Source organism: Bacillus sp. MZGC1 (genome assembly GCF_002998605.1).
Taxonomy (GTDB): domain Bacteria; phylum Bacillota; class Bacilli; order Bacillales; family Bacillaceae; genus Bacillus.
The window spans coordinates 91,859-115,231 of the sequence record NZ_PVRE01000005.1 but is presented as its reverse complement, the minus strand read 5'-3'; the positions used below and the strand labels follow the sequence as shown (position 1 = coordinate 115,231).

The window sequence follows — 23,373 nt, the reverse complement described above, 5'->3', positions numbered from 1 at the left end:
CTCGATTTGAGTCGTCCTTTTTTGTTTGAATGAATTTTCTCTTAACTTCGTAAGAAAAAATGATATGATTTTCTTAGAGTCTAGTCGATGAATCTACTTGAATTAGGGGTTGTAGCGGTGAGGATGGGCAAAAGGAAAGTCACTTTACAAACGAAAATTTTGGGGTTAATTATCGGGCTTTTGCTTGTTGTCATTGCGTTATTGACCATTTGTTTTGGTTTTCTGCAGACATCAGAAAGGCAGCGGCAAGCTGAACAGCTGGCGGTGCAAACCGCTAGAACAATCTCATATATGCCGCCCATTAAAACATCGGTGGGCACCTCATCAGTGTCTGAGTATGAAGAACAGGCAGTGCTTGAGCAAATGAAGGATCAAGTCAGAGCACATGCCATCTTCATTACCAATCAAAAAGGGAAGGTCCTTTTTCATACGAATCATGAGAATGTAGGAAAAACCATCAGTGTATTTAGAGGAAGAAGTACCCTGCTATTTGGGGGAACCTCCATATCAACGGGTGATTCTAATGGTGAAATCGTTGTCAGAGGCAGTGCCCCGATTATGAAAGAAACAGGCAAGCATGAAGAAATTAATGGCACAGTCACCGTCGAATTTTTAAAAAAGGAAATTGATCAAGCGACAGCCCATCAACTAATCAAGCTTAGCTATATTGCCCTTTTTGTGCTCTTGCCTGGTATATTCGGAGCGATTTTTTTAACAAGAAGTATTCGCAAAGATACATTAGGGCTTGAACCGCACGAAATTGCTTCATTATTTCGAGAAAGAGAAGCGATGCTGCTTGCTATAAAAGAAGGGATTATTGCATTTGACCGCAAAGGCGCGATAACGATGATGAATACATCTGCTGAACACATGCTGCGCGTTTCATCCGAGCTGCCGCTTCATATTGACCAAGTCTTGCCAAAAGCCAATCTCCTTTTCTATTTAAAGGCAGAAACGATTGAACCGAACATCGAAACCGTTGTCAATGATAAAACCTATGTCTTAAATGTGAAAAAAGTGGTGCAGGACAATCGAGTTTTTGGGGGAATTGTGAGCTTCCGAGAGAAAACAGAGCTGACGAAGCTGCTGGATACATTAACAGAGGTCAGCCAATATTCAGAAGACCTGAGGGCACAAACGCATGAATTCTCAAATAAGCTGTACGCCATTTTAGGTTTGCTTGAGCTGAAGCAAGTGGATGAGGCCATCGACTTAATAAAGGAAGAATATACGCTGCAAAACCGCCAGCACGATTTACTCATGAAGCAAATTCGATCTCCTAAAATACAAGCCATCTTACTCGGCAAGTTAGGGAAAGCTTCTGAGAAGAAGGTTCATTTCCACATCGATGAAAATAGTTCATTGGAGCCGCTTCCACCACATTTAAGTCTATCTCACTTTATTACCATCATTGGTAATCTTGTAGATAACGCCTTTGAGGCCGTACTAAATAAGGAGACGCGCGAGGTAAGCCTGTTCATTACAGATATTGGGTTTGATATTATCATAGAAGTATCTGATTCAGGTGATGGAGTAAACGAGGAAGAACTTTCACATATTTTCACAAGAGGCCATTCGTCAAAGGGGGAAGGACGAGGCTACGGGCTAGCGAATGTGAAAGAAGTGTTGGACGAACTTGGGGGCTGGATTGAAGTGACGAACCAAAAAGAAGGCGGTGCCATCTTCACTGCATACATACCGAAAGGCACAAAGGGGGAATAAATGGTGATGAAGGTACTCATTGCGGAGGATGATTTTCGAATCGCAGCCATTCATGAATCTTATATACAACAAATAGAAGGATTTCAAGTCGCCGGAAAGGCAAAGAGTGCAATAGATATGTGGGAGGCGCTCCAAAAGGAACAAGTCGACCTCATCTTGCTTGATGTATATATGCCCGATGAGCTCGGTACAAACCTGTTGCCGCTTTTAAGAGAACACTATCCAGAAATAGATGTAATTATTATCACGGCTGCAACGGAAACGACACTTTTAAGAGATGCACTTCATTACGGAGTGGTTCATTATTTAATCAAACCAGTGACCGCACAAAAGTTTGCGCAAGTTTTAACCGAATATAAAGAGAAGAAAGACATCATCAATTCTAAGGATGAAGTCAATCAAACGATGATTGATTTGTTTTTTGGACAGATGCAAGAAGAGCCAAAAGAAAAGGATGGCAGGGACCTGCCTACAGGGATCAATTCGCTGACTTTGGACAAGGTGAAAACATTGATGGCATCAGAGAATAATGGGATTACAGCGGAAGAACTCGGAGAAAAGATGGGGGCTTCACGCACAACAGCGAGACGGTACGTCGAGTATCTCGTGACAACAGGAGAATGCCGGGCAGAGCTTGCGTACGGAATCATTGGCAGACCAGAACGGAAATATTATCCTGCCATAAAGCAAGCGGAGTCATAAAAGATGAAAAAAGGAATATGCCTTGTCATTATGATCTGTCTTTGTATGACGCTCACCTTTAATGAAAAAAAGGGAGGCGACTCTTTCCTGCAGCACAGCCCATTATATATTGTGGTGTCTGGTGTCCCTGACGGCGGCTTTGACCAAACAGCTCAAGTGATGAAATCAGTGCTCGAGAAAGAAAAGCTGGTGAAGCGGCCGGTGAATATCCTTTATCAAAGAGGCGGAACGGTGGATAAAGGATGGACATATATGATGGAGCGAGATACCAACTATGTTAGTTTGAATTCAAGCTTATTGTTAAGCCGTAATTTGCTTGGCAGCAGTAACATGACAATGAACGATGTCACACCGCTCGCCATTTTGGCAGAAGAGTGGCAGGTCGTCGCAGTCCCAGTGGATTCTCCCTTTTCAAATGGGAAGGAGCTATTAAACACACTAAAGAAGAAACCAGATTCCTTAAAAATTGGATTTGCCCCAGACTTCGGTAATGATGATCAAATCTCGTTCGCACGAGCGGCAGAAATGGCAGGAATTGATCCATACCGCATCCAATTTTTGAAATTTGACAGTGCAGATGATTTATTCCAAGCGCTCATAGATCATGAAGTCGATGCAGCAACTACCACGATTACAGAAGTTCGTCATGATTATGAAAAGAAGAGGCTAAAGCTAGTAGCAACCACAACGAATCAGCGTTTAGCGGGATTTGAAGATGTGCCGACTTGGAAAGAGCAAGGCATCCCGCTCATCTTCTCTCATTGGCGTGGTGTGATGGGCCCAAAGCAAATGAATCAGCATGATATTCGTGAATGGGATCAGCTTCTTCAAAAAATGACACAAACGAAGTCCTGGAAAAAGCAATTAAAGCAAAAGGGCTGGACAAGTCGTTATATGAACAGCAAAGAGGCAAAGATCTTTATGGAGGAGCAATTAAGGCGATATGAGCAGTTTATCCAAGGAGAACAAGCGGTCGAGTGAGACCGCTTTTTTTCATGGAATCCATCAAAATCAAAGTTTGAACAAAATGAACAAAAAGCATTTATCGACCGAAAAAGAATTAAAATTCATAATATTTACTTCAATTTCAACGTCAGATATCATGACAGAAAGGGTTGGAAATGGGATACCAACATTTAATGAAAGCGTATACAACATAAGGGGTGAACAAAGTGTTAGCAATCTTAGGATTTCTTATGATGGTTGTATTTATGGTTTTGATTATGACGAAACGTATGTCTGTTTTAACGGCATTGGTGTTAACACCAATTGCATTTGCTCTTATTGCAGGTTTTCATTTTACTGAAATTTCAGACATGATTGTCAAAGGTGTGCAGCAAGTCGCGCCGACAGCGGTCATGATTATGTTTGCGATTTTGTACTTTGGCATTATGATTGATGCTGGTTTATTTGATCCAATGGTGGCGAAAATTTTAAACATTGTCAAAGGTGATCCATTAAAAATTGTCGTCGGAACAGCTGTCCTGACCATGCTTGTTGCACTTGATGGTGACGGGACAACAACGTACATGATTACAACAACAGCGATGCTTCCGTTATTTACGCTGCTTGGCATCCGTCCGATTATTTTAGCGGGGATTGCCGGAGTTGGCATGGGGATTATGAATACGATTCCATGGGGAGGTGCCACACCTAGAGCGGCGAGTGCACTTGGCGTTGATCCTTCACTTTTATTTGGCCCGATGATTCCAGTCATTGGTGCAGGGGTTTTGAGCATGATTGTGGTGGCATACTTTCTTGGGAAGTCTGAAAGAAAACGTCTTGGTGTCATTGAGCTCGACCAGCCGATTCATGCAAATGAAATGGCAGCGGCACTACAGGATGACATCAAGCGGCCGAAACTTTGGTGGTTTAACTTGACGCTTACGTTGTTATTGGTGCTCCTTCTTGTCTCAGGAAAAGTCAGCTTAACGGTTCTATTTGTTCTTGCTTTCTGTGTGGCGATTATCGTGAACTATCCGAACCTTGAACAGCAGCGTGAACGGATTGCGGCTCATTCAACCAACGTCTTAGCCATTGCTTCCATGATTTTTGCGGCAGGGGTTTTTACAGGCATCTTAACTGGAACGAAAATGGTCGATGAAATGGCGATTTCGATTGTATCTGCCATTCCAGAGCAGCTTGGCGGCTTCATTCCAGTCATTGTTGCGTTAACGAGCGGGATATTTACGTTCTTTATGCCGAATGATGCATACTTTTATGGGGTCCTGCCGATCCTATCAGAAACAGCGGCAGCATACGGTGTTGATAAAATCGAAATCGCGAGAGCTTCTATTATTGGTCAGCCGATTCATATGCTAAGCCCACTTGTTCCATCGACTCATTTACTTGTTGGACTTGTTGGGGTATCACTGGATCAGCATCAGAAGTTTGGCATGAAATGGGCTGTACTTGCAGTCGTCACCATGACGGTCATGTCGATACTTATTGGGGCCATCTCCATTTGGTAAATAAAAGAGTGTCTGCTACTTGAGCAGGCACTTTTTTTAGGTCATATTGCCGAGCAGGCTCGATTCGTTTGCCCTATACAAAGACACTCTTGTTCCTCCAAAAGATATATTTTTGAAAAATACTGACACTTTTACTGTTTTTTTCTTTATAATGCAAATCAACGAAGGGAGAGGATAGCATGTCCAACCGAAAAGGCACGATTCTTTTTACTGCTGTATGCCTCATAGCAGGAAGTTTGTCGATGGTGAGCCCAGCTTCAGCTCATGCAGATACCCCTTATTTTGGAAAGAGTTATGAACAGCCGGCCTCAGTGAAGAAGCTATACCCTGAACCTGACGAGACGTTCGACACCCCTGCCTTTCAGAAAAAAGGAGAAGCCTTTACGACACAAGAAGAGCTTCAAGAATTCTTACGTGATATTGTCCGCAAAAGTCCTTACGCTACGCAGAAACAGATTGGAACATCCATTGAAGGACGGTCCATTTCAGCTCTCTACTTTACAAAGGATCGTCATATCTCTCCACTTTCAAAAAAGCCAACGATCTGGCTTCAAGCACAAATACACGGAAATGAACCAGCCTCCGGTGAATCTGCTCTCGTCATCGCAAAACGATTAGCAGGTGAACAAGGAGAGCGTATACTCAATCATGTGAATATGATCATTGTCCCGAGAATCAATCCTGATGGTTCTTATGCGTTTGACCGCAGGCTTGCAAACGGAACGGATGGAAACCGTGATCATATGACATTAGAATCTCCAGAGCTCACAGCCCTGCATCAAGAATTTAATCGGTATGCACCAGAAGTAGTCATTGATGCCCATGAATACGATGTGGGACAAAAGCAGTTTGATGATATCGGCTCAGCGGGTGCCCTCAAATATCACGATTTACTGATATTATCAGGCAAGAACTTGAATATTCCAGAAAGCATCCGGCTCACGTCAAATGAATTATATGTGAGCGGCGTCCGTGAAACGCTGACAAATCAAGGATTTTCGAATGATTTATATTATACAAGCACAAGAGGAAAGGATGGAAAGATCGATCTCTATGAAGGCGGAACGGATGCACGAATTGGCCGAAATGCCTTGGCGCTCTCGCCAGCGCTATCCTTTCTTGTAGAAAGCAGAGGGATTGGAATTGGAAGAGAGGATTTTACCCGCCGCGTCGCAGCACAAGTCACCACACATGAAAAAATCATTGAAACAACGGTGAAGCATGCTAAGCAGGTGAAGCAGCAAATGGTGACGGAGCGACTGAAGCTAGTGAAAAAAGGACTTCAATCAAATGATGACGATCAAGTGGTTATTCAAGATGATTTCAAAGCGCCTGTGGATGATTCGCTTGAAATGGTGGATATTGAAAAAGGACAGACCATCAATGTCCCTGTACGCTTTCACAGTGCGAGCGATGCTGTTCCTGTCATGTCGAGAGAACGACCGACAGCTTATCTCGTTTTACCTGGGCATGAAGGGGTAGAACGGAAGCTGAAAACTTTAGGGTTAAAAAGTGTCACATTGCCTGTCGGCGTGAAAGTACCGGTACAAGCCTATCAAGTAACAAAACGAGACGAAAAGAGCAAAACAGATATTCAGCTTGAAACAAAACTCACCCAAAAGAAACGTCAGCTGCCAAAAGGGACAAAGGTATATATCACGGCGCAGCCGCAAACGAATTTATTGTCACTTGCCCTTGAACCAGAATCAAAAGACAGCTATATGTCATCTGGGTTTATTGCTTCAAAAGTGGGCGATGAACTGCCAGTGTACCGGTTCTTGCTATCTCAAAAGACGTTAGGCATTAAATAAAAAAAGGGCTAAAATAAACATCATTTTAGCCCTTTGTCTACAATCTAGAAGCGGCACAGTGCGTGCTGCTTTTTTATTTTCGTCCAGCTCGTATTTCATCAGCCATGCCTTCATATGGTGCTTCGGCGATAATGGTTTCGTCATTTACACCTGCATGATGGATATACGTAATGTCCGCAAATTCTGGAACAACATATTTTGGATAGGTTTCGTATTTTTCACGAGATTCTTTCATGAGATCGATATAGTCATTTTGATAGCAAACTGTGATATCTGGACGTTCATGCACCCATTTTGGGAAGAAGATGACGCCATGCATGCGTTTTTCTTCAGGCATAAAGTTCAGAGAGACGTCTGTCCCAGTTGGTTCTGTCCAAGAAACTTTGTAAACGCCTTTTGTCAGCTTCACAATATTCACTTCTTGATCACGGACCCAGCGGCCTCCAACCATTCCGCTATGAATGCGGTAATCAATGGTGTGATCGTTTTTAATGTAAATCTCATATTCCCAGCCATTTTCATACGTATAAATCATATGAAGTCCAACGAATTGATCCATGTTTATTCCTTCTTTCATTAGAATGATGTTATTTCAAACATGTCATGATTTACATGTTTATTTTAAAGTCTATGGTATAATATTGTCAAAGAATAAGCGTTGGAGGCACATTATGAGAGTTTTAAAATATGCCATTCTTGGTTTACTAGATCAGTGTGAGCTGACGGGATATGATATAACCAAACATTTTAAGGATTCCCTTGGACAGTTTTGGAGCGCGAAGCACAGCCAAATTTACCCTGAGCTGAAGCGTCTCACAGAAGAAGGGTTTATTGAATTTGATATTCGTATACAAGGAAAGAAGCTGGAGAAGAAGGTCTATCAAATCACAGAGGCAGGGAAAGCAGAATTGCATCAGTGGTTAAGGACAAAAGACCCGATACCAGAAACAACAAAGGATGAATTCATGCTCAAAACATTTTTCATCTCTTCCATGGACAACAAAGAAGCGGCTGACTTGTTTACACATCAACTGCTAGAGCGCACCAAAAAAATAGACATGCTAGAACAGAAGCTGCACGCTTTAACGGAGGAAGACCCTGCCGCTGAATCGCTTCATTCAGCGCAATTTGGGCATTACTTAGTGCTGACAAGGGCAATTGAAAGAGAAAAAGGCTATGTCCGCTGGCTCGAGCAGACCCTTAAACGGATTGATTCATCCGCGCTCTAAGGACAATGGTCGGATGATATGATAAAAAATGGTTTGAAACCAGTGAATTTATTAATAGAAACCGCTACAATGGATATATTCGTATTAAAGTGAGGCGAGTATGTTTGAGTAATCAAGAAGCGTTGTGGAATGAAGCAGAAGCTTTTATTTCTTTATGCTATGAAGAATTAAGCAAGTCAAATGAAGAGAAAGCAGCACGTCTGCATGAAATAAAACAAGAAATTGACTCTGAAGGGATGTATACTCACACACAAGAGGAATTGGCGCACGGGGCGAAAATGGCGTGGCGCAACAGCAACCGCTGCATTGGCCGTTTGTTTTGGTCAACCCTGCAAGTTCACGACTGCCGGCATGTGAAGACAGAAGAAGAGGTGAAAGAGGCACTCTTTCATCATATTGAGTATGCGACAAATGGTGGGAAAATCAAACCATCCATTACGATCTTTCCTCCAGAAAATCATTCGCAAAAGGAAGTCGTCATTTATAATCATCAGCTCGTTCGTTATGCAGGCTATGAGACGGAGTATGGCATCATCGGCGACGAGGCATCTCTTGAATTAACAACGTTGTGTGAAGCCCATGGCTGGAAAGGGGAAGGCACGCATTTTGATATACTGCCTCTCATGTTTCAGCTAAAGGATCAGCCGCCAGTTCTGTATGAGCTTCCGAAAGAAATCGTCCAAGAAGTCGAGATTACCCATCCTGAATATGAAGGATTTCGTGATTTAGGATTGAAATGGTACGCCGTTCCGATTATTGCTGATATGAAATTAGAGATTGGCGGTATTCATTACAATGCGGCACCGTTTAACGGATGGTATATGGGTACAGAAATTGGCGCACGTAACCTAGCCGATGAAAATCGCTACAATATGTTGAAAAAAGTTGCTTCTATTTTAGGAATGGACACGACAAAGAATGCGTCGCTTTGGAAGGACAAAGCCATTGTTGAGTTGAATGTGGCGGTTCTCCATTCTTACCGAGAAGCAGGGGTGACCATTGTTGATCACCATACAGCAGCACATCAATTCAAACAGTTTGAAAAGCAGGAAGAAAAGGCTGACCGCAAGCTGACTGGGGACTGGACATGGCTGATTCCGCCAGTATCACCAGCTGCTACCCACATCTTCCACAAGCATTACGACAATACCATTGTGAAGCCGAATTATTTTTATCAGGAAAAGCCCTACCATGGGACAGAAAAAGCCTAGCGAGAGCTAGGTTTTTTGATTACCTTATTCGAAAATCCTTATAATGAGCTAACTCAGTGAGCGGCTCCATCTGCATATCTGTGACCTTTGAAAAAGGGCTTCCTTTTCGAACGGTCTTTAAGAAATCAAGCACCTTTTGCTGCTCACCCTCTACCTTTAACTCGACATGACCTTCATCTGTGTTGCGTACCCAGCCTTTCATCCCGCGATTGACGGCTTCTCCTTGAACAAAATAGCGAAAACCGACTCCCTGCACCCGTCCTGCGACAATGGCATGATAATGAATCAATGTCATCTCTCCTTTTTTCTCATCGTACCATAGCATGTAACTGACCTTCACGCATCGACTATGATTTAATTGTCTAACGATGTAAAATAATAGGCATGAGACAACCAAAGGAGATGGTCATCGTGGGACAGAAGAGATATGACATAGTAGGAATCCAAGTAGGACAACCCATCACGACCTATGCGAACGGAAAAGAAATCAAAACAGCCATCAACAAAAAGCGTATTCATGAGCCTGTGTATTTGAGTAAGGTCAATTTTGAGGGAGATGGCCAAGGTGATTTGGTTCATCATGGAGGATATGATAAAGCAGTCTGCGTCTTTCCATATGATCATTATGCTTACTTCGAGCAATTTTTAGGGGTTACATTACAGGAAGCTGCGTTTGGCGAAAATCTGACAGTGCGCAAGCTAGTCGAGACGAAGGTGCGTATTGGCGATGTCTTTCAACTTGGAGAAGCACTTGTTGAAGTGAGCCAGCCAAGACAGCCGTGTGTGAAACTATCTTTTAAGCACGCTAACATGAAGCTTGTCAAGGAAGTACAGCAAACGGGGTATACCGGCTTTTATTTACGGGTGCTGAAAGAAGGCATAGTGCCGCCTGATGGTTCTCTTGTATTAGTAGAAAAAGCGCCCCATCACATTACAGTCCATGAAGTGAACGAAGTCAAATATCGTCAAACAAGTCCAGAGAGGCTGAAAGCCGTTCTTGAAGTAGATGCCTTAGCAGATGTGGTGAGGAAGTCTTTAGAAAAACGAGTTCAGCACATTTAAAAAAAGCCGTACATCTTATACTGATGTACGGCTTTAAGCGTTTATGAGCTAGGTTTCTTTTGCTCAAGAAGATTTGCAAGGAAATATGTTTTTAAGCTTTGAAGCTTTCTTCCTTCATGCTTGGTCACACCAAGCTTCTTTAATTCTTCGACATACCAGCCTTTGCTACCATAATGCATGATAGAAAACTCCTTTCAATTGAAACTGCCTGCATTGTAACATCTCAAAAAAGGACGTGAAAAGTGTGCAGGGGTTAAGAAATGAAAACTGATTCTATCTGCCTATGATCCATGTATATGCTGGAAATAATCATTTATGAATTTGGCGGGTTGAGGGTAACGATGATCATGCCGACCGTCATAATCATGATGACAATACCAAGATAAGTCATCATGGATTGTTTTTTCTTAATACCTACAACCGTTAAGATGATACTTTCTATCAAAAAGATAACTCCTATGATGATGAACCACATATCAAATAAGACCCCTTTCGCATATCTTTGCCTATTTTACCACAGGCATTTTTGTTTAGTCGTGACAGATTCGTGAAAGGGAAACGAAAAAAACCTCTCCAGTGAAGAAGGGGACCTGCTGGCTTACAGCTTCGTTAAAATAATGGGTTCGTCTTTTGTGATCACAATAGTATGTTCAATCTGTGCCACTAGGCTTTTATCTGGTGTTTTAAATGTCCAGCCGTCATCAGTCTGATAAATCGATTCAGCATTTGTTGAAATAAAAGGTTCGAAGGCGATCACTGTGCCATTCTTAAACAAAGCATTATCGAATGGATCATAATAGTTCAAAATATGGTTGGGTGCTTCATGCAGACTTTTCCCGATGCCATGTCCTGTTAGGTTTTTAATGACGGTAAATCCTTGTTCTTTGGCTGTATTGTAGACTGCACGGCCAATTTGATTTTGTCTTTTACCGGCCTTTGCATGCTTTAATCCTTCGAGGAACGCATCCTCTGCACACTGGCATAATGCTTCAAGACGAGCATCACCTGTACCTAATACGAATGAAATGCCGGTATCGGAATAATAGCCGTCCAGCTCTGCTGAGATATCAATATTGATGAGGTCGCCTTCTTGTAAAATGGTTTTTTCACTTGGAATACCGTGTGCAACTTCATCGTTCACGCTGATACAAGTCGTCCCAGGGAAGTCATATTCCTTTTCAGGCGCCGAATTGGCCCCATGCTCTTCTAATATTTTTTTTCCAATCAAATCTAATTCTTTTGTAGACATGCCTGGTTTCGCTTGGCTTTTCATTTCTTCTCTTGCCAAAGCGACAATTCGACCGACTTTTTTTAAGGCTTCTAACTCATGATCATGTTTGACAATCACTGTTCATTCCCGCTTTCTATAACTTCATTCTATTCAATAGCTTACCACATTTTACGCGAAAAGAGTAAAGAGCGGAATGTCAAATGAATGTGGACAAATTGGTATAGATAACTAGATGTGCATATGATATATTTTTTATGAACATCATGAACGTTTGGTCATGATGAAGACAAAGGGGGAGAAGGCAAATGGTGTTTCAGTTTTTTCAAAAGCTAGGCAAATCATTTATGCTTCCAATCGCTGTGCTTCCGGCAGCAGGGATTATTTTGGCTATTGGGCGGGAGGATGTATTCGATATCCCGTTTATTCATGCGGCAGGGAATGCTATTTTTGCAAACTTGGCTTTAATTTTTGCAATGGGTATAGCGATCGGCATTGCAAAGGATGGTAATGGGGCAGCGGCATTATCAGGTGCGATCTCTTATTTTATTTTATCAGCTGGTACAACGTCGATTAACTCAACGAACAATATGGGGGTATTGGGCGGTATTTTATGCGGGCTATTGGCAGGGTATGTGTACAATCGCTTCAAGGATACAAAACTGCCGGAATACTTAGGGTTCTTTAGCGGAAGACGGCTTGTGCCGATTATGACCGCACTTTTCACCATTCTATTAGCAGCCGTTTTCGGATATGTCTGGCCTCCGATTCAAAGCGGGATCAATGGTTTAGGGGAATGGATTTTAAGTCTTGGTGCGACGGGTGCAGGGCTGTTTGGTTTCTTTAACCGATTGCTCATTCCATTAGGGCTTCATCATGTGCTGAATAACTTATTTTGGTTTCAATTCGGGGAATTCAGCGGGGCAACAGGGGATTTAGCGCGATTCTTTAAAGGAGATCCAAGTGCGGGTGTCTTTATGACCGGGTTCTTCCCAGTGATGATGTTCGGTCTGCCAGCGGCATGTCTAGCCATGGTTGTGACCGCAAAGCCTGAAAAGCGAAAAGCTACAGCTGGCTTGATGATTGGGATGGCGCTTACGTCATTTATTACAGGGATCACTGAACCAATTGAATTTTCATTTATGTTTTTATCTCCACTCTTATATGGTGTCCATGCTGTGCTAACAGGTCTTTCGCTCTTTATTGTGAACACCATTGGAATTCATAGCGGCTTCGCCTTTTCAGCAGGAGCGATTGATTACGTTTTAAGCTTTGGCATCGCACAAAAACCACTCATGCTGCTCGGAGTTGGGGTGCTTTATGGCATTGTGTACTTTGTCGTTTTCTATTTCCTCATTAAACTGTTAAAGCTCAAAACACCAGGCAGGGAAGATGATGACATTGAAGATATTGCAGCCGATGATACGAAGACGGCAGGTGCGAGTATGCTTGTAGAGGGACTTGGCGGCAAAGACAATATCACCACGATTGATCATTGTGCCACTCGTCTACGTTTAACAGTAGAAGATACACATTTATTAAATGAAGGCACATTGAAAAAAGCAGGTGCCAAAGGGGTACTGACTTCAGGGAAAACCTCCGTACAAATCATCATTGGAACGAATGTAGAATTTGTCGCAGATGATCTCCGCAAGGAAGTCGATCGAGATTGAAAAAAGCGTTCAGCCAGGTCAAATGGGCTGAACGTTTTTTTGTTTGCGCTGTTCGATCACCAGCACAATACTGATGACAACAAGTAAAAACCAAGAACTGATTTTCCCAAGATGTACGAGAGACCAAGCGTGCTGTTGATTTGGATATTGCCATGCTCCTAAAAAGGTGGTGACATTTTCGGCAATCCAAATGAAGAAACCAATCAGCAGAAATGAGACGACAAGCGGCATTCGAAAGGTAGAAGAGCCAACCTGAAACGAGACGGACGTTTTTCGAAACACGACAACAAGCAGCAATGTCAGCCACCACCTGAGATCATAGAACCAATGATGCGTAAAGAAATTGAGATAAATGCACAAACTGATCCCGATTGAAAAAAACGGATGGGGCCATGAACCCATCTGCACTTGAAGCCGGGACAGTGCCTGATAAATATAGCTTGCTACACTCGCATACATAAACCCGCTATAGAGCGGAACCCCAAAGACCTTCGTATAAGCTTCTTCAGGATAGGACCAAGAACCCATATGTACTTTATACATTTCTAAGCCAATTCCAATGAGGTGAAATAGACAAATCACCTTCAGTTCATTCAATGTCTCCAGCCGAAGCGTCAGCATGAGAATCTGTGCCAGGAGGCAAAGCAGTAGAATGAAATCATACCGGTGAAGAAAAGGAATAGCCACCATCTTTGATAGGGCAAGCGCCGCAAAGATCATGACAGGGAATAGACACGACATCGCCTGTAAGTAAGCAAAATGGAATAATGTTTTCATACAAAGTTAAACCCCTTCTTATTGTCTGAAATGACTTAGACGGTTTTAGCAAGGGAAAAGTTTACCTCAACTAGATATTCATGAACAATTTGTGAATATATATGTGAAAAAGATCACAAATTAGAAATGGCATAGTATAATAAGATCATAAAGAGAATGTGAAATATTTCACATAAATTAAAAGGAGGCATCATCATGTTTACAAAATTCTTACAAACGAATGTATGGGCAGCGGTTATCCTTTTGGCAGCAAGACTTTATATCGGATGGACTTGGCTGACATCTGGTATAGGAAAACTAACAGGCGGATTCGATGCATCAGGATATTTACAATTTGCGATAGCTGAACCTGTTGTCAAAGATGGCCATCTAGTGTATCCGTTCTATGTATGGTTTTTAGAAAATGTCGCTTTGCCGAATGCGGGACTATTCAGTGCCATGGTCATGTGGGGAGAAATCTTAGTAGGTCTAGGATTAATCGTTGGATTGTTCACAACAACCGCAGCCTTTTTCGGAAGCGTGATGAATGTCTCTTTCTTACTAGCTGGTACCGTCTCTGTCAACCCGCTTCTCTTGCTCATTGCCATCGTCATCATGGCAGCGAAAGGGAATGCAGGCAAATTTGGACTTGATTATGTCGCAGGTCCAGTCTTGAAACGAACAATGAAAAGAAAGCCGCATTTAGAAGTGGCTTCATAATAAAGAAAAAGCATCCTCAGCTTCTGCTCAGGATGCTTTTTTATTTAGGAATCGGCTTTCATCAGGTTAATATGCAGGACGGTGAGTTTATGCTGATTTATATCTGGGTCATGGCCGACGATAAATTCAAGCTCATAATCTCCAGTTCGATACACGTATTTTTTCTCTTTTGTCTGAGGGATGGTGCTGACCGAATCCGCTGGTCCAAGTTGTTTCTTTAATAGGGAAGGGGTCATCCCGCCGATATTTGTTTCTTTTTCTACATTTGTACCGAAATAACGGATTTCGTCAATTTTGCCTTTTGCATCATAATGAAAAGCAAATCCCGGATTCCCCATTTCAGCATGATACAAATCAAAGCTGCTGTGACCTGTTTCTGGATATGGATTTCCTAGTTTATGATGAACGTCTTTTTTTGTTTGAACACCAATTTTTAGTCCTTCTGCATAGTACGGCATTTGTCCTTTATGTGCCAGCTCATACACGTTGTTTAATGTGGTTTTCGGACCTTGAGGAACGGATTGTTCTACTGCTGTTTTGGTCATGGCGTGTGCTGAGACCGCAGGGCTGAAACCAATTAGGGCGGACGAAGCGAGTGAAGCAGTCACGACAAAAGCGGTTGTTTTTTTCAAGATAAATCCCTCCTTCTTCTTTCTATACCCGGTGCAATAGCGGTCAAACGTGAAAAGAACCAGCTGATCAGGGATCGGCTGGTTCTTAAAATGAGAAAGTTATTTTGATGAAGAGCTGGATTCATCTTTGGCGGAAGAGGAATCTTCTTCATCCTGTACTTTCTTTGTATAGTCATATTGATTGCGGTCAATCGGTGTAAAGCCTTTAGGCTTGTAGAAACGGAGTAAATCTTCGGTGACGATCTTATCAGATGTCTCCAGCATCTTTTTCACCGTTTCATTTTCTTGTGATGCTTTATCAGTCGGCTCAATTTTCTCGCCTGTTTTGTTGCTGTAATAGTTATTGCCTACTTTTGTGTAGTCCTTAGAGACGAAGTCACCGTTTCTAAATGGCACAAGCTCTTTGAAGTTCTTCGATAAGATATCAGAACCAGACATTAAATAGTTCTTCGTATCATCGCCGAGCAGGTGCAGAAGGGTTGGTGCGATATCGACTTCTCCAGAGTATTTATGAATCTGTCCGCCTTTTACCCCTGGTACATGAATAAAGAGCGGCACACGCATGAGCTGCGCATTTTCATAATCTCCGATTTTTTGTCCTGTCACTTTTTCCATCGCTTCATTGTGATTTTCAGAAATGCCGTAATGGTCTCCGTACATAATGACGACTGTATTGTCATAGAGACCTGATTTTTTCAAGTCGTTGAAGAACTGTTCAATGGCTTCATCTAAATAATGAGCCGATTGGAAATAGTTATTGACGACAGAGTCTCCGAAGTCACCAGGTTCGAAATCGGTATCACCTTCATCCATTCCAAATGGGAAATGGTTCGATAACGTAATGAATTTCGAATAAAACGGCTGCTTCAAGTTTTCGAGCATTGGCATGGATTCTTTGAAGAAAGGTTTATCTTTCAGCCCATAGTTCTTCGTATCTTGCTCATTCATATCGTAGTACTCAGAATCGTAAAATCTGTCATATCCAAACGACTTAAACATTTCATTACGGTTCCAAAAGGTTTTCGTATTGCCGTGGAATTCTGCTGACGTGTATTGATCCTTCTTCAAGATGCCAGGAAGTGCTTGATACGTGTTTTGCGCTTTGTTAATAAAAACAGAGCCCTGTGATAATGGGAATAGCCCAGTATCCATCATAAATTCAGCATCAGACGTCTTTCCTTGTCCTGTTTGATGGAAGAAGTTATCAAAGTAAAACGTTTGGTTGTCGTGTGCCAATGAATTAAGGAATGGCGTCACTTCTTTTCCATTTACTTTGTAATCAATGACAAAGTTTTGCAGAGATTCAAGAGAAATGGTGATCACGTTCATGCCTTTCGCTTTCCCGTAATACGCCGGGTTAGGATCAGCGCTGTTCGCTTTTAAATAGTTCTCTACATCTGTCACGTCATTTGAATTTGCCAGAGCACGCTGGCTGTTTGATTTCACATTTTGAATGGCATCAAACACAGTAAAGTTATAAGCACCTAAATATTTAACTAAATAATTGCGGTCAAACGATCTTGATAAAAGCTCTGGTCGATCAATCTCTGCGGCGACTAAGTTCATCACAAAGATCACAACAGAGGACACAAGGACGAGTCTAAACGATTTTGATTTTTGAACAGGTACAGTAGCTGTACTTGTTTGCTGCTGCTTTTTCATGCGGACTGCGAGTACGATCAAAATGATTGTATCCATAAAGTAAAACATATCAGTCCAACGCATGAGTGAAAATGCACTATCACCTAATTGTCCGCCATTCGTTCCTGCCTGCATCACGGTAGGCAGCGTGATAAAGTCATTGAAGAATCGATAGTACACGATGTTTGCGTATAGTAAAAAAGACATGAAAAAATGAATCACAATGATAGCGGCAGGCTGCCATTTTTTCTTGAACAATAAAGCAAAGCCAAGAAAGAACAAGCTGGAGCTAATAGGATTCACGAAAAGCAAAATATGCTGAAGCACATTTGATATACCAAGTTTAAATTCAATTAAATACGCTGAATACGTTTTGAGCCAAAGTAAGATGGCTGCAATAACAAAGAAGCCGAGGCCTCGTTTTTGAATAAATGTTTTCATAAAAACACTCCTTTTCTCCGATACACGGAAGAGGCGGAACGAAAGAAAACGAACCATTAGAATATACCATGAAATGCTCAAATAGAAAAGTGTTAACCGGAGAAGAGCGTCAGCAGCCTGTCCGAGCAATAAAAGGGAAGAAAACGAAATTATTCGCTCTTCGAAAAACTTTTTATGAAATTCATCCTATTATTAACAGAAAATTCAGCAATTTTCCAGTTGTTATATCAATAAAACGGGTAAAAAGACACAAGTCTAAAGAATTAATTTGGTTTCTACAATGATGATTTAGTGAGTATTTCCAGTGTTTCTTAATGTTTATGCAGGTTAAGTAAAAAAAATGAGAAAAAGAATGGAGGAGGAACATGGATGAAATTTCCTGCGATGAGATATATCAATATATTTTTTTGCTTCATCAACATAATATTTTCGATGTGTTTTGTAAGGGTTTTATTTATTTTAATGAATGAACAAATTATCTAAATATACTTAAGTGAACATTTCGAGACTATAAACTTTTAAATTGGGGTCGATATAGACTTTGACAGGAAATCTTCCATTGAAAGGATTGATAGTATATGACTGTACGAGCAGAGAACCTCGTTCAGAACTGGTTTCCGAGTGAGGACGGAAATGCAGCAGAGCGTAAAGAACTCATCAAATTGATGGAGCAGATTGTTTCAGGGGTCGATCACCTGAAAGATCCGAACCGTGCACACCTAAAGGGTGAAAAGAATCGTGGAGAAGATTTTTACCAAAAGCTCACTGAAACAAGTCAAATTCCGGTGAACGGCCAACAAGCGGAACTTGTGAATGAAGAATTACTGAAGCTTTTACATAACCATCCATACCACACAAAGTATTTCTTCACGAACATTTTGCCAATGGCAAGTACACCAGGAATTCTAGGCATGCTGACGGCCATGCTGGTAAATGGAAACAACCTATGGGATGTTTATGGACCAGCAGGAGCGGAAGCTGAGGTCAGAGTGGTCTCAATGATGTCTAAGCTCATCGGATATGATCCAAGTGTGAGCGGGGGATATACAACATGGGGAGGTCAGGGAGCCATTTTCTCAGGACTACGTTTAGCGATTGCAAAAGTTGCGCCGGAGTCACTGCGAAAAGGTGTCCCGCAAAATCTTTATGCGTTTTGTTCTGATGCTGCACATTACAGCTTATTTAAGTCAATGGAAGCAACAGGACTTGGCACAGACAACTTGATCAGAATTAAGACGAATAAAGATCATTCGATGGATATGGAAGATTTGCGTTGTCAAATGGAACGTGTTGCACAAAATGGCGGAATTCCCGTTTATATTGTCGCAACAACCGGAACAACAGATGCCATTGCAATTGATGATGTAAAAGGGGTACGTGAAACAGCAGAAGCCATTGCTGAGGAGTATGGTCTACAGGTGCCGCATATTCATGCGGATTCAGCGCTTGGCGGATTCTTTGCTTTCTTTAATGAGTATGATGTAGCTGAAAACCCGCTGCAATTCTCAGACGGTGTTCTTCGTATGCTAAAAGAAATCAAAGCGAAATTCCAGCATCTTTCTCTTGCTGACACGATGTGCTTTGACTTTCAAAAGCTCGGCCAAACACCTTACACATCTAGTTTATTCTTAGTGAAAAATGCTGCTGACCTAAAGCGTTTAGATCTGGAAGAACAAGAGACACCATATGTTGGTCATAGAGGCTACGGCGAATACCATACGGGTTATACACTGGAATGCTCAAGAATGGGAAGCTCTATCAGTATGCTGAGTGTGCTGTTAACGTTTGGAATTGAAGGCTACCAGCGCTTGCTCGGTCAATTCCTAGAGGTGAACCTTGCCTTCAGAGAAGCACTCAGTCAAGAAATTCCGCAAGCAGAAGTCGTGAATGATGACAACGTCGGAATGGCTACATTATTTAGAATTTACCTAGACGGCTCACCGCGCTTTCAAGAAGAAATTTCAGGCGAAGCGACTGCAATGGAAATTGAGCGGAACAATGAATTGAACAAAATGCTGTTTGAAAAGCTTGGAGAGAAAAGAGACGAAATGTTCTTTGGCGATACAACGAAGTTTTTACTTGTAAATGCAAAAGAAGGACAAGAATTCTATCTAAGTGTTAGTAAGTTTTTTGTCATCTCACCTTATACGTTACCAGAGCATATCCCACATATCGTATCTTATTTAAAAGATGTGATCGCATCTGTTTGTGGACAATTTGAACATGTACATGCTTAAATCAAATCTGAGAGTGGAGATGTAGGAAAAAATGGCGAAACAAAGGAAATTTGGAGGATACACGATATCCTCTAAAATCATGTCAGTCGTTGTCGTAACATTACTTGCAACCGTTGCACTATTCGTTTTAACATTTTATCTAGTCAGCCAGGATTTATCATCCCAGTTATTAAAGCAATTTGATTATCGATTAACAACAGATATTGATACTGCAAAGAAAGAAATCGATAATTTGGATGGAAACGTTCTTGGCATTAGCGGGAAGGATGATCCCCTTTATGTGGAGGTCAAAAAGAAATTCAAGGAGCTTCAAGAAGATCATACGCTTGAGAACTTATACGTGCTATCTAATAAAGGCGGCAAAGAAAGAATTATTATATTAACTGGGGAAGAAAATGATTTTGATCAAGATTATGCCTTTTCAGATGAGATGAAACAAGCACTTTCTGAAGATAAAATGATCAAAAGTGATATTTACAAAGACTCATTTGGTACACATAAATCAGTCTTTTTGCCAATCAAGGATTCAGGCGGTGAGCTGACAGGGATTTTAGGAATTGATTTAGATGCGTCTGTTGTGCCTGAAACAACGAAGAAGCTGACGATCTATATCACGGTTGCATCTGCTATTGTGCTCATCGGTGGGTTGTTTTTCTCCTTTATCATGGGCAGAAGAATTGCGAAACCAGCACGTTCATTGATGGAATCAGCGAACCGAATTGCTGACGGTGATTTAACTGGAATGGTAGAGGTTGAAAGTAAAGATGAGATCGGTCAACTTGCCGCATCCTTCCAAAAGATGCAGGGGCGGATCAAAGAGCTCATTGCGAAGATCTCAAACTCATCTAGTGAAGTGTCGAAAATGTCCTCACAGCTTCGCACCGTAACGAATGAATCGAGTCAAAGTGCGCAGCAAGTGTCAGAAGCCATGACGAATATGAGTGAAGGAATCAATGATTCTGTCGCAAATATTACGGATTGTACAACATCCGTTGCAGAGATCGATACTCAAATCGAAGGTGTCACAAAAGAAGTCGATGAAATGAAATCTGTTTCATCTGACGTACAAGAGCAGTCAGAATCTGGTCAAAAACTAGTGAATCATGTGCTTGAGCATCTGAATATGTTACATGACAAGATGACCAACTCAAAGCAGGCAGCAGAAGAATTACAATCTCATTCAACGGAGATTGAAAGTGTCATCTCGATTATTACGGACATTTCAGCGCAAACGAATCTGCTTGCACTGAATGCTTCAATTGAAGCGGCACGTGTTGGAGAAGAAGGAAAAGGGTTTGCTGTTGTGGCAGATGAGGTGCGTAAGTTAGCTGAGCAATCAGCGGATGCGGCTAAAACCGTTTCAGACCTCGTCATCGGCACACAGGAAAACAGTCAGCGTGTTCTTGAAAGCGTAGAGGAAAGCAGTAAAGCAGTGGAAGAAGGACGTGAACAAATGGAAGGCACGTCACAAAACTTCGCTGTGATTTACGACGGCGTATCTCAGTTTTCAAGAAGAACGAACAATTTGCTTGCTTCTATTAAGCAAGTAGAGCAAGCATATCAAACGATTTCTACATCGATTGAACAAATTTCGGTTGTATCGGAAGAACACGCCGCCAGCTCTCAAGAAGTAGCGGCAGCAACAGAACAGCAAAGTGCTGGCATGCAGCAAATTTCAAGTGCGATTGAACAGCTCTCTGATATGTCAGAGGACTTAGCACAGATGGTTTCTACCTTCAAAATTGACAATAAATAACGAGAAAGCTGACTCTTGTGAGAGAGTCAGCTTTTTTGCTATGCTTAATCAAATCGTTTCAGACGAAAGGAGAAACGCCATGGATTTTGCGCAGAGATTATCAGAAGAACGGATTAAAAAAGCGATGGATCACGGGGCTTTTGAAGGATTATCTGGCTTTGGGAAACCCCTGCCTAAAGATGATGCTGCTCATGTACCTGAAGAACTCAGAATGGGCTACAGGATGATGAAAAATGCTGGCTTTGCTGGGGAAGAAACAGCACTGAAAAAAGAACTCATGACCGTCAAAGAGCTGCTTCACTCCAGTATAGACGGAGAGGAAAGAAAAAAACTTTCTCTCATATGTGAAGAAAAACAAAAACGCCTGGATGAACTCGCATCTAAGCGTCAAACTTTTGCCCGTCCAGCCTCCTCCTTTTATAAAAACAGGGTCTACGAAAAATTAACGGAGCATAAAAAAAGATGATGACACGCTGCCTCTCCTGAGCACATTGAGGGAGCTTTTTTTATGAAAGCGCTGCATTTTGTTGTTGACTACATGTATATACAAATATAAAATAAGAAACAAACATGTATATACAAGTTTTTTGGTTCTTTTTTCTTATAAAAAACGATCTCGGAGGGGATAGCATGGCTGATTATCAGGCAGCAGCAGATCAGATTGTGAAAGCCATCGGCGGCAAAGAAAATATTGATCAAGCGACACATTGTGTGACAAGGCTGCGCTTTGTACTGAAAGATGAAGGAAAGGTTGACGAGAAAGCACTTGAACAAATAGAAGAAGTGAAGGGATCTTTCTCAGCGAACGGTCAATACCAAGTTGTGATCGGCCAAGGGGTCGTCAATCGGGTATATGCCGAAATGGTGAAACAGACAGGCATTGGGGAAGCCACAAAAGAGGACGTTAAGCGTGCCTCTGATCAAAAATTAAATCCATTGCAGCGTGCTGTGAAAACGCTTGCGGATATCTTTATTCCGATTCTTCCTGCCATCGTCACAGCCGGTTTATTAATGGGGATTAATAATATTTTAACAGCTCCAGATATTTTCTTTGATCAAAAATCGATTGTGGATGTGTATCCGGCATGGGCTGATTTAGCGAATATGATCAACTTGATTGCAGGCACTGCCTTCACATTCCTGCCCGCATTAATCGGCTGGTCAGCAGTGAAGCGGTTTGGAGGAAATCCGCTCTTAGGGATGGTCCTTGGGCTGATGCTTGTACACCCAGACTTATTAAATGCGTGGGGCTATGGAGCGGCTGAAAAATCTGGTGAGATTCCTGTCTGGAATTTGTTTGGACTTGAAGTGCAAAAGGTAGGCTATCAAGGGCAGGTTCTTCCGATACTCGTTGCCTCGTATTTACTAGCGAAGCTCGAATTATTTATCACAAAACGGACACCTGAAAGCATTCAGCTGTTAGTGGTTGCACCGATTACGTTATTAGTCATTGGCTTTTTATCCTTTATCGTCATTGGACCTGTTACATTTGCGATCGGAAACGTTTTAACATCTGGACTTGTGGCTGTATTCCAGCAGTTCGCAGCACTGGGCGGTCTATTATACGGCGGTTTGTATGCTGCGTTAGTCATTACAGGGATGCACCATACGTTCCTCGCTGTCGATATTCAATTGATTAATTCCAAACTGCATGGCACGTTTCTATGGCCGATGCTCGCACTGTCTAATATCGCACAAGGATCAGCCGCACTCGCGATGATGTTTGTTTTAAAAGATGAAAAGCAAAAGGGGCTCTCACTGACATCAAGTATTTCCGCTTACTTAGGAATTACCGAGCCAGCGATGTTTGGCGTCAACCTGCGCTATCGATTCCCATTTATTTTTGCACTCATTAGCTCTGGTTTAGCTGGTATGTTTATCGCCTCTCAAGGGGTGCTGGCAAGCTCAGTTGGTGTTGGAGGCATTCCAGGAATCTTCTCCATTATCCCGAAATATTGGGGCGCATTTGCGATAGGGATGGTCATTGTACTCATCGTCCCGTTCATTGGAACCCTTTTGTATGCAAAGCTAAAAAAGAAGAAAGATATTTCACAAGAACTTAACTAGTGGTGGTGAAGGAA

The 23,373-nt window shown here is 41.9% G+C and carries 22 protein-coding genes; 14 read left to right on the top strand and 8 right to left on the bottom strand.

Going from position 1 to position 23,373, the window contains the following annotated elements; translation table 11 throughout:
• The first annotated feature begins 123 nt into the window (after positions 1-123).
• The 5 genes from C6Y06_RS15705 to C6Y06_RS15685 all read left to right on the top strand — a co-directional run bounded on the left by C6Y06_RS15705 (position 124) and on the right by C6Y06_RS15685 (position 6,706).
• The gene (locus tag C6Y06_RS15705; RefSeq protein WP_106037187.1) at positions 124-1,722 is read left to right on the top strand and encodes a sensor histidine kinase; all 1,599 of its coding nucleotides are present in this window, start codon (positions 124-126) and stop codon (positions 1,720-1,722) included.
• Between the two features lie 3 nt (positions 1,723-1,725).
• Entirely contained in the window at positions 1,726-2,424 is a 699-nt protein-coding gene (locus C6Y06_RS15700; protein ID WP_189288376.1) for a response regulator, read from the top strand.
• Positions 2,425-2,427: 3 nt separating this feature from the next.
• Positions 2,428-3,405: a tripartite tricarboxylate transporter substrate-binding protein gene (locus C6Y06_RS15695; RefSeq protein WP_060595754.1), complete on the top strand. Its 978-nt coding sequence runs from the start codon at positions 2,428-2,430 to the stop codon at positions 3,403-3,405.
• A gap of 191 nt (positions 3,406-3,596) precedes the next feature.
• Positions 3,597-4,895, top strand: a complete 1,299-nt coding sequence (gene citM / locus C6Y06_RS15690) for an Mg(2+)/citrate complex secondary transporter CitM (RefSeq protein ID WP_060595755.1) — start codon at positions 3,597-3,599, stop codon at positions 4,893-4,895.
• A gap of 179 nt (positions 4,896-5,074) precedes the next feature.
• A complete protein-coding gene (locus C6Y06_RS15685) occupies positions 5,075-6,706 on the top strand; it encodes a M14 family metallopeptidase (RefSeq protein ID WP_106037185.1) in 1,632 nt (543 codons plus the stop codon).
• 73 nt (positions 6,707-6,779) lie between these two features.
• On the opposite strand, the gene C6Y06_RS15680 is transcribed toward C6Y06_RS15685, so the two are convergent.
• Positions 6,780-7,265, bottom strand: coding sequence for a phenolic acid decarboxylase (locus tag C6Y06_RS15680; RefSeq protein ID WP_106037184.1), 486 nt, complete (start codon positions 7,263-7,265; stop codon positions 6,780-6,782).
• 112 nt (positions 7,266-7,377) lie between these two features.
• Between C6Y06_RS15680 and C6Y06_RS15675 the strand changes: the two genes are divergently transcribed.
• Positions 7,378-7,935, top strand: coding sequence for a PadR family transcriptional regulator (locus C6Y06_RS15675; protein WP_034665213.1), 558 nt, complete (start codon positions 7,378-7,380; stop codon positions 7,933-7,935).
• A 104-nt stretch (positions 7,936-8,039) separates the two neighbouring features.
• Positions 8,040-9,146 (top strand): nitric oxide synthase oxygenase, encoded by a 1,107-nt coding sequence (locus tag C6Y06_RS15670; RefSeq protein WP_066031173.1) that lies wholly within the window; start codon positions 8,040-8,042, stop codon positions 9,144-9,146.
• A 19-nt stretch (positions 9,147-9,165) separates the two neighbouring features.
• Here C6Y06_RS15670 and C6Y06_RS15665 read toward each other — a convergent pair whose 3' ends face one another.
• Complete coding sequence (locus C6Y06_RS15665) at positions 9,166-9,435, bottom strand: acylphosphatase (protein WP_034665208.1); 270 nt, start codon at positions 9,433-9,435, stop codon at positions 9,166-9,168.
• Between the two features lie 122 nt (positions 9,436-9,557).
• Between C6Y06_RS15665 and C6Y06_RS15660 the strand changes: the two genes are divergently transcribed.
• Positions 9,558-10,208 carry an MOSC domain-containing protein gene (locus C6Y06_RS15660; protein WP_060595758.1) on the top strand — a complete coding sequence of 217 codons (651 nt, stop codon included), beginning with the start codon at positions 9,558-9,560 and terminating at the stop codon, positions 10,206-10,208.
• Between the two features lie 41 nt (positions 10,209-10,249).
• Here C6Y06_RS15660 and C6Y06_RS15655 read toward each other — a convergent pair whose 3' ends face one another.
• The 3 genes from C6Y06_RS15655 to map all read right to left on the bottom strand — a co-directional run bounded on the left by C6Y06_RS15655 (position 10,250) and on the right by map (position 11,556).
• The gene (locus tag C6Y06_RS15655; RefSeq protein WP_003214303.1) at positions 10,250-10,387 is read right to left on the bottom strand and encodes a YflJ family protein; all 138 of its coding nucleotides are present in this window, start codon (positions 10,385-10,387) and stop codon (positions 10,250-10,252) included.
• A gap of 134 nt (positions 10,388-10,521) precedes the next feature.
• Positions 10,522-10,683, bottom strand: coding sequence for a hypothetical protein (locus C6Y06_RS20350; protein ID WP_003214360.1), 162 nt, complete (start codon positions 10,681-10,683; stop codon positions 10,522-10,524).
• Between the two features lie 123 nt (positions 10,684-10,806).
• Positions 10,807-11,556 (bottom strand): type I methionyl aminopeptidase, encoded by a 750-nt coding sequence (map, locus tag C6Y06_RS15650; protein ID WP_044139748.1) that lies wholly within the window; start codon positions 11,554-11,556, stop codon positions 10,807-10,809.
• Positions 11,557-11,747: 191 nt separating this feature from the next.
• Here map and nagE point away from each other — a divergent pair, with 191 nt between their 5' ends.
• Positions 11,748-13,109: an N-acetylglucosamine-specific PTS transporter subunit IIBC gene (nagE, locus tag C6Y06_RS15645; protein ID WP_223250510.1), complete on the top strand. Its 1,362-nt coding sequence runs from the start codon at positions 11,748-11,750 to the stop codon at positions 13,107-13,109.
• A gap of 18 nt (positions 13,110-13,127) precedes the next feature.
• On the opposite strand, the gene C6Y06_RS15640 is transcribed toward nagE, so the two are convergent.
• A complete protein-coding gene (locus C6Y06_RS15640; protein ID WP_060595761.1) occupies positions 13,128-13,886 on the bottom strand; it encodes a DUF817 domain-containing protein in 759 nt (252 codons plus the stop codon).
• 195 nt (positions 13,887-14,081) lie between these two features.
• On the opposite strand from C6Y06_RS15640, the gene C6Y06_RS15635 reads away from it, so the two are divergent.
• A complete protein-coding gene (locus tag C6Y06_RS15635) occupies positions 14,082-14,585 on the top strand; it encodes a DoxX family protein (protein WP_034665187.1) in 504 nt (167 codons plus the stop codon).
• A gap of 44 nt (positions 14,586-14,629) precedes the next feature.
• Here the strand turns inward: C6Y06_RS15635 and C6Y06_RS15630 are convergent, their stop codons facing one another.
• Positions 14,630-15,217: a YjgB family protein gene (locus C6Y06_RS15630; protein ID WP_060595763.1), complete on the bottom strand. Its 588-nt coding sequence runs from the start codon at positions 15,215-15,217 to the stop codon at positions 14,630-14,632.
• 99 nt (positions 15,218-15,316) lie between these two features.
• Entirely contained in the window at positions 15,317-17,299 is a 1,983-nt protein-coding gene (gene ltaS / locus C6Y06_RS15625) for a lipoteichoic acid synthase (protein ID WP_034665184.1), read from the bottom strand.
• 578 nt (positions 17,300-17,877) lie between these two features.
• Between ltaS and C6Y06_RS15615 the strand changes: the two genes are divergently transcribed.
• From C6Y06_RS15615 to treP, 4 genes are all read left to right on the top strand, one after another.
• Positions 17,878-19,536 carry a pyridoxal phosphate-dependent decarboxylase family protein gene (locus tag C6Y06_RS15615; protein WP_060595765.1) on the top strand — a complete coding sequence of 553 codons (1,659 nt, stop codon included), beginning with the start codon at positions 17,878-17,880 and terminating at the stop codon, positions 19,534-19,536.
• A gap of 31 nt (positions 19,537-19,567) precedes the next feature.
• Entirely contained in the window at positions 19,568-21,292 is a 1,725-nt protein-coding gene (locus tag C6Y06_RS15610) for a methyl-accepting chemotaxis protein (protein ID WP_034665174.1), read from the top strand.
• Positions 21,293-21,371: 79 nt separating this feature from the next.
• Complete coding sequence (locus tag C6Y06_RS15605; RefSeq protein WP_060595766.1) at positions 21,372-21,758, top strand: DnaJ family domain-containing protein; 387 nt, start codon at positions 21,372-21,374, stop codon at positions 21,756-21,758.
• Positions 21,759-21,922: 164 nt separating this feature from the next.
• Entirely contained in the window at positions 21,923-23,359 is a 1,437-nt protein-coding gene (gene treP, locus C6Y06_RS15600; RefSeq protein ID WP_106037182.1) for a PTS system trehalose-specific EIIBC component, read from the top strand.
• Positions 23,360-23,373 lie beyond the last annotated feature (14 nt).

What these genes read in the sequence shown, in the direction of transcription:
- treP (WP_106037182.1), top strand. Translation starts at nt 21,923, where the DNA reads ATGGCTGATTATCAGGCAGCAGCAGATCAGATTGTGAAAGCCATCGGC.
- C6Y06_RS15705 (WP_106037187.1), top strand. Translation starts at nt 124, where the DNA reads ATGGGCAAAAGGAAAGTCACTTTACAAACGAAAATTTTGGGGTTAATT.
- C6Y06_RS15610 (WP_034665174.1), top strand. Translation starts at nt 19,568, where the DNA reads ATGGCGAAACAAAGGAAATTTGGAGGATACACGATATCCTCTAAAATC.
- C6Y06_RS15635 (WP_034665187.1), top strand. Translation starts at nt 14,082, where the DNA reads ATGTTTACAAAATTCTTACAAACGAATGTATGGGCAGCGGTTATCCTT.
- C6Y06_RS15695 (WP_060595754.1), top strand. Translation starts at nt 2,428, where the DNA reads ATGAAAAAAGGAATATGCCTTGTCATTATGATCTGTCTTTGTATGACG.
- C6Y06_RS20350 (WP_003214360.1), bottom strand. Translation starts at nt 10,683, where the DNA reads ATGTGGTTCATCATCATAGGAGTTATCTTTTTGATAGAAAGTATCATC.
- C6Y06_RS15675 (WP_034665213.1), top strand. Translation starts at nt 7,378, where the DNA reads ATGAGAGTTTTAAAATATGCCATTCTTGGTTTACTAGATCAGTGTGAG.
- C6Y06_RS15680 (WP_106037184.1), bottom strand. Translation starts at nt 7,265, where the DNA reads ATGGATCAATTCGTTGGACTTCATATGATTTATACGTATGAAAATGGC.
- C6Y06_RS15615 (WP_060595765.1), top strand. Translation starts at nt 17,878, where the DNA reads ATGACTGTACGAGCAGAGAACCTCGTTCAGAACTGGTTTCCGAGTGAG.
- C6Y06_RS15685 (WP_106037185.1), top strand. Translation starts at nt 5,075, where the DNA reads ATGTCCAACCGAAAAGGCACGATTCTTTTTACTGCTGTATGCCTCATA.
- C6Y06_RS15605 (WP_060595766.1), top strand. Translation starts at nt 21,372, where the DNA reads ATGGATTTTGCGCAGAGATTATCAGAAGAACGGATTAAAAAAGCGATG.
- C6Y06_RS15640 (WP_060595761.1), bottom strand. Translation starts at nt 13,886, where the DNA reads ATGAAAACATTATTCCATTTTGCTTACTTACAGGCGATGTCGTGTCTA.
- C6Y06_RS15655 (WP_003214303.1), bottom strand. Translation starts at nt 10,387, where the DNA reads ATGCATTATGGTAGCAAAGGCTGGTATGTCGAAGAATTAAAGAAGCTT.
- ltaS (WP_034665184.1), bottom strand. Translation starts at nt 17,299, where the DNA reads ATGAAAACATTTATTCAAAAACGAGGCCTCGGCTTCTTTGTTATTGCA.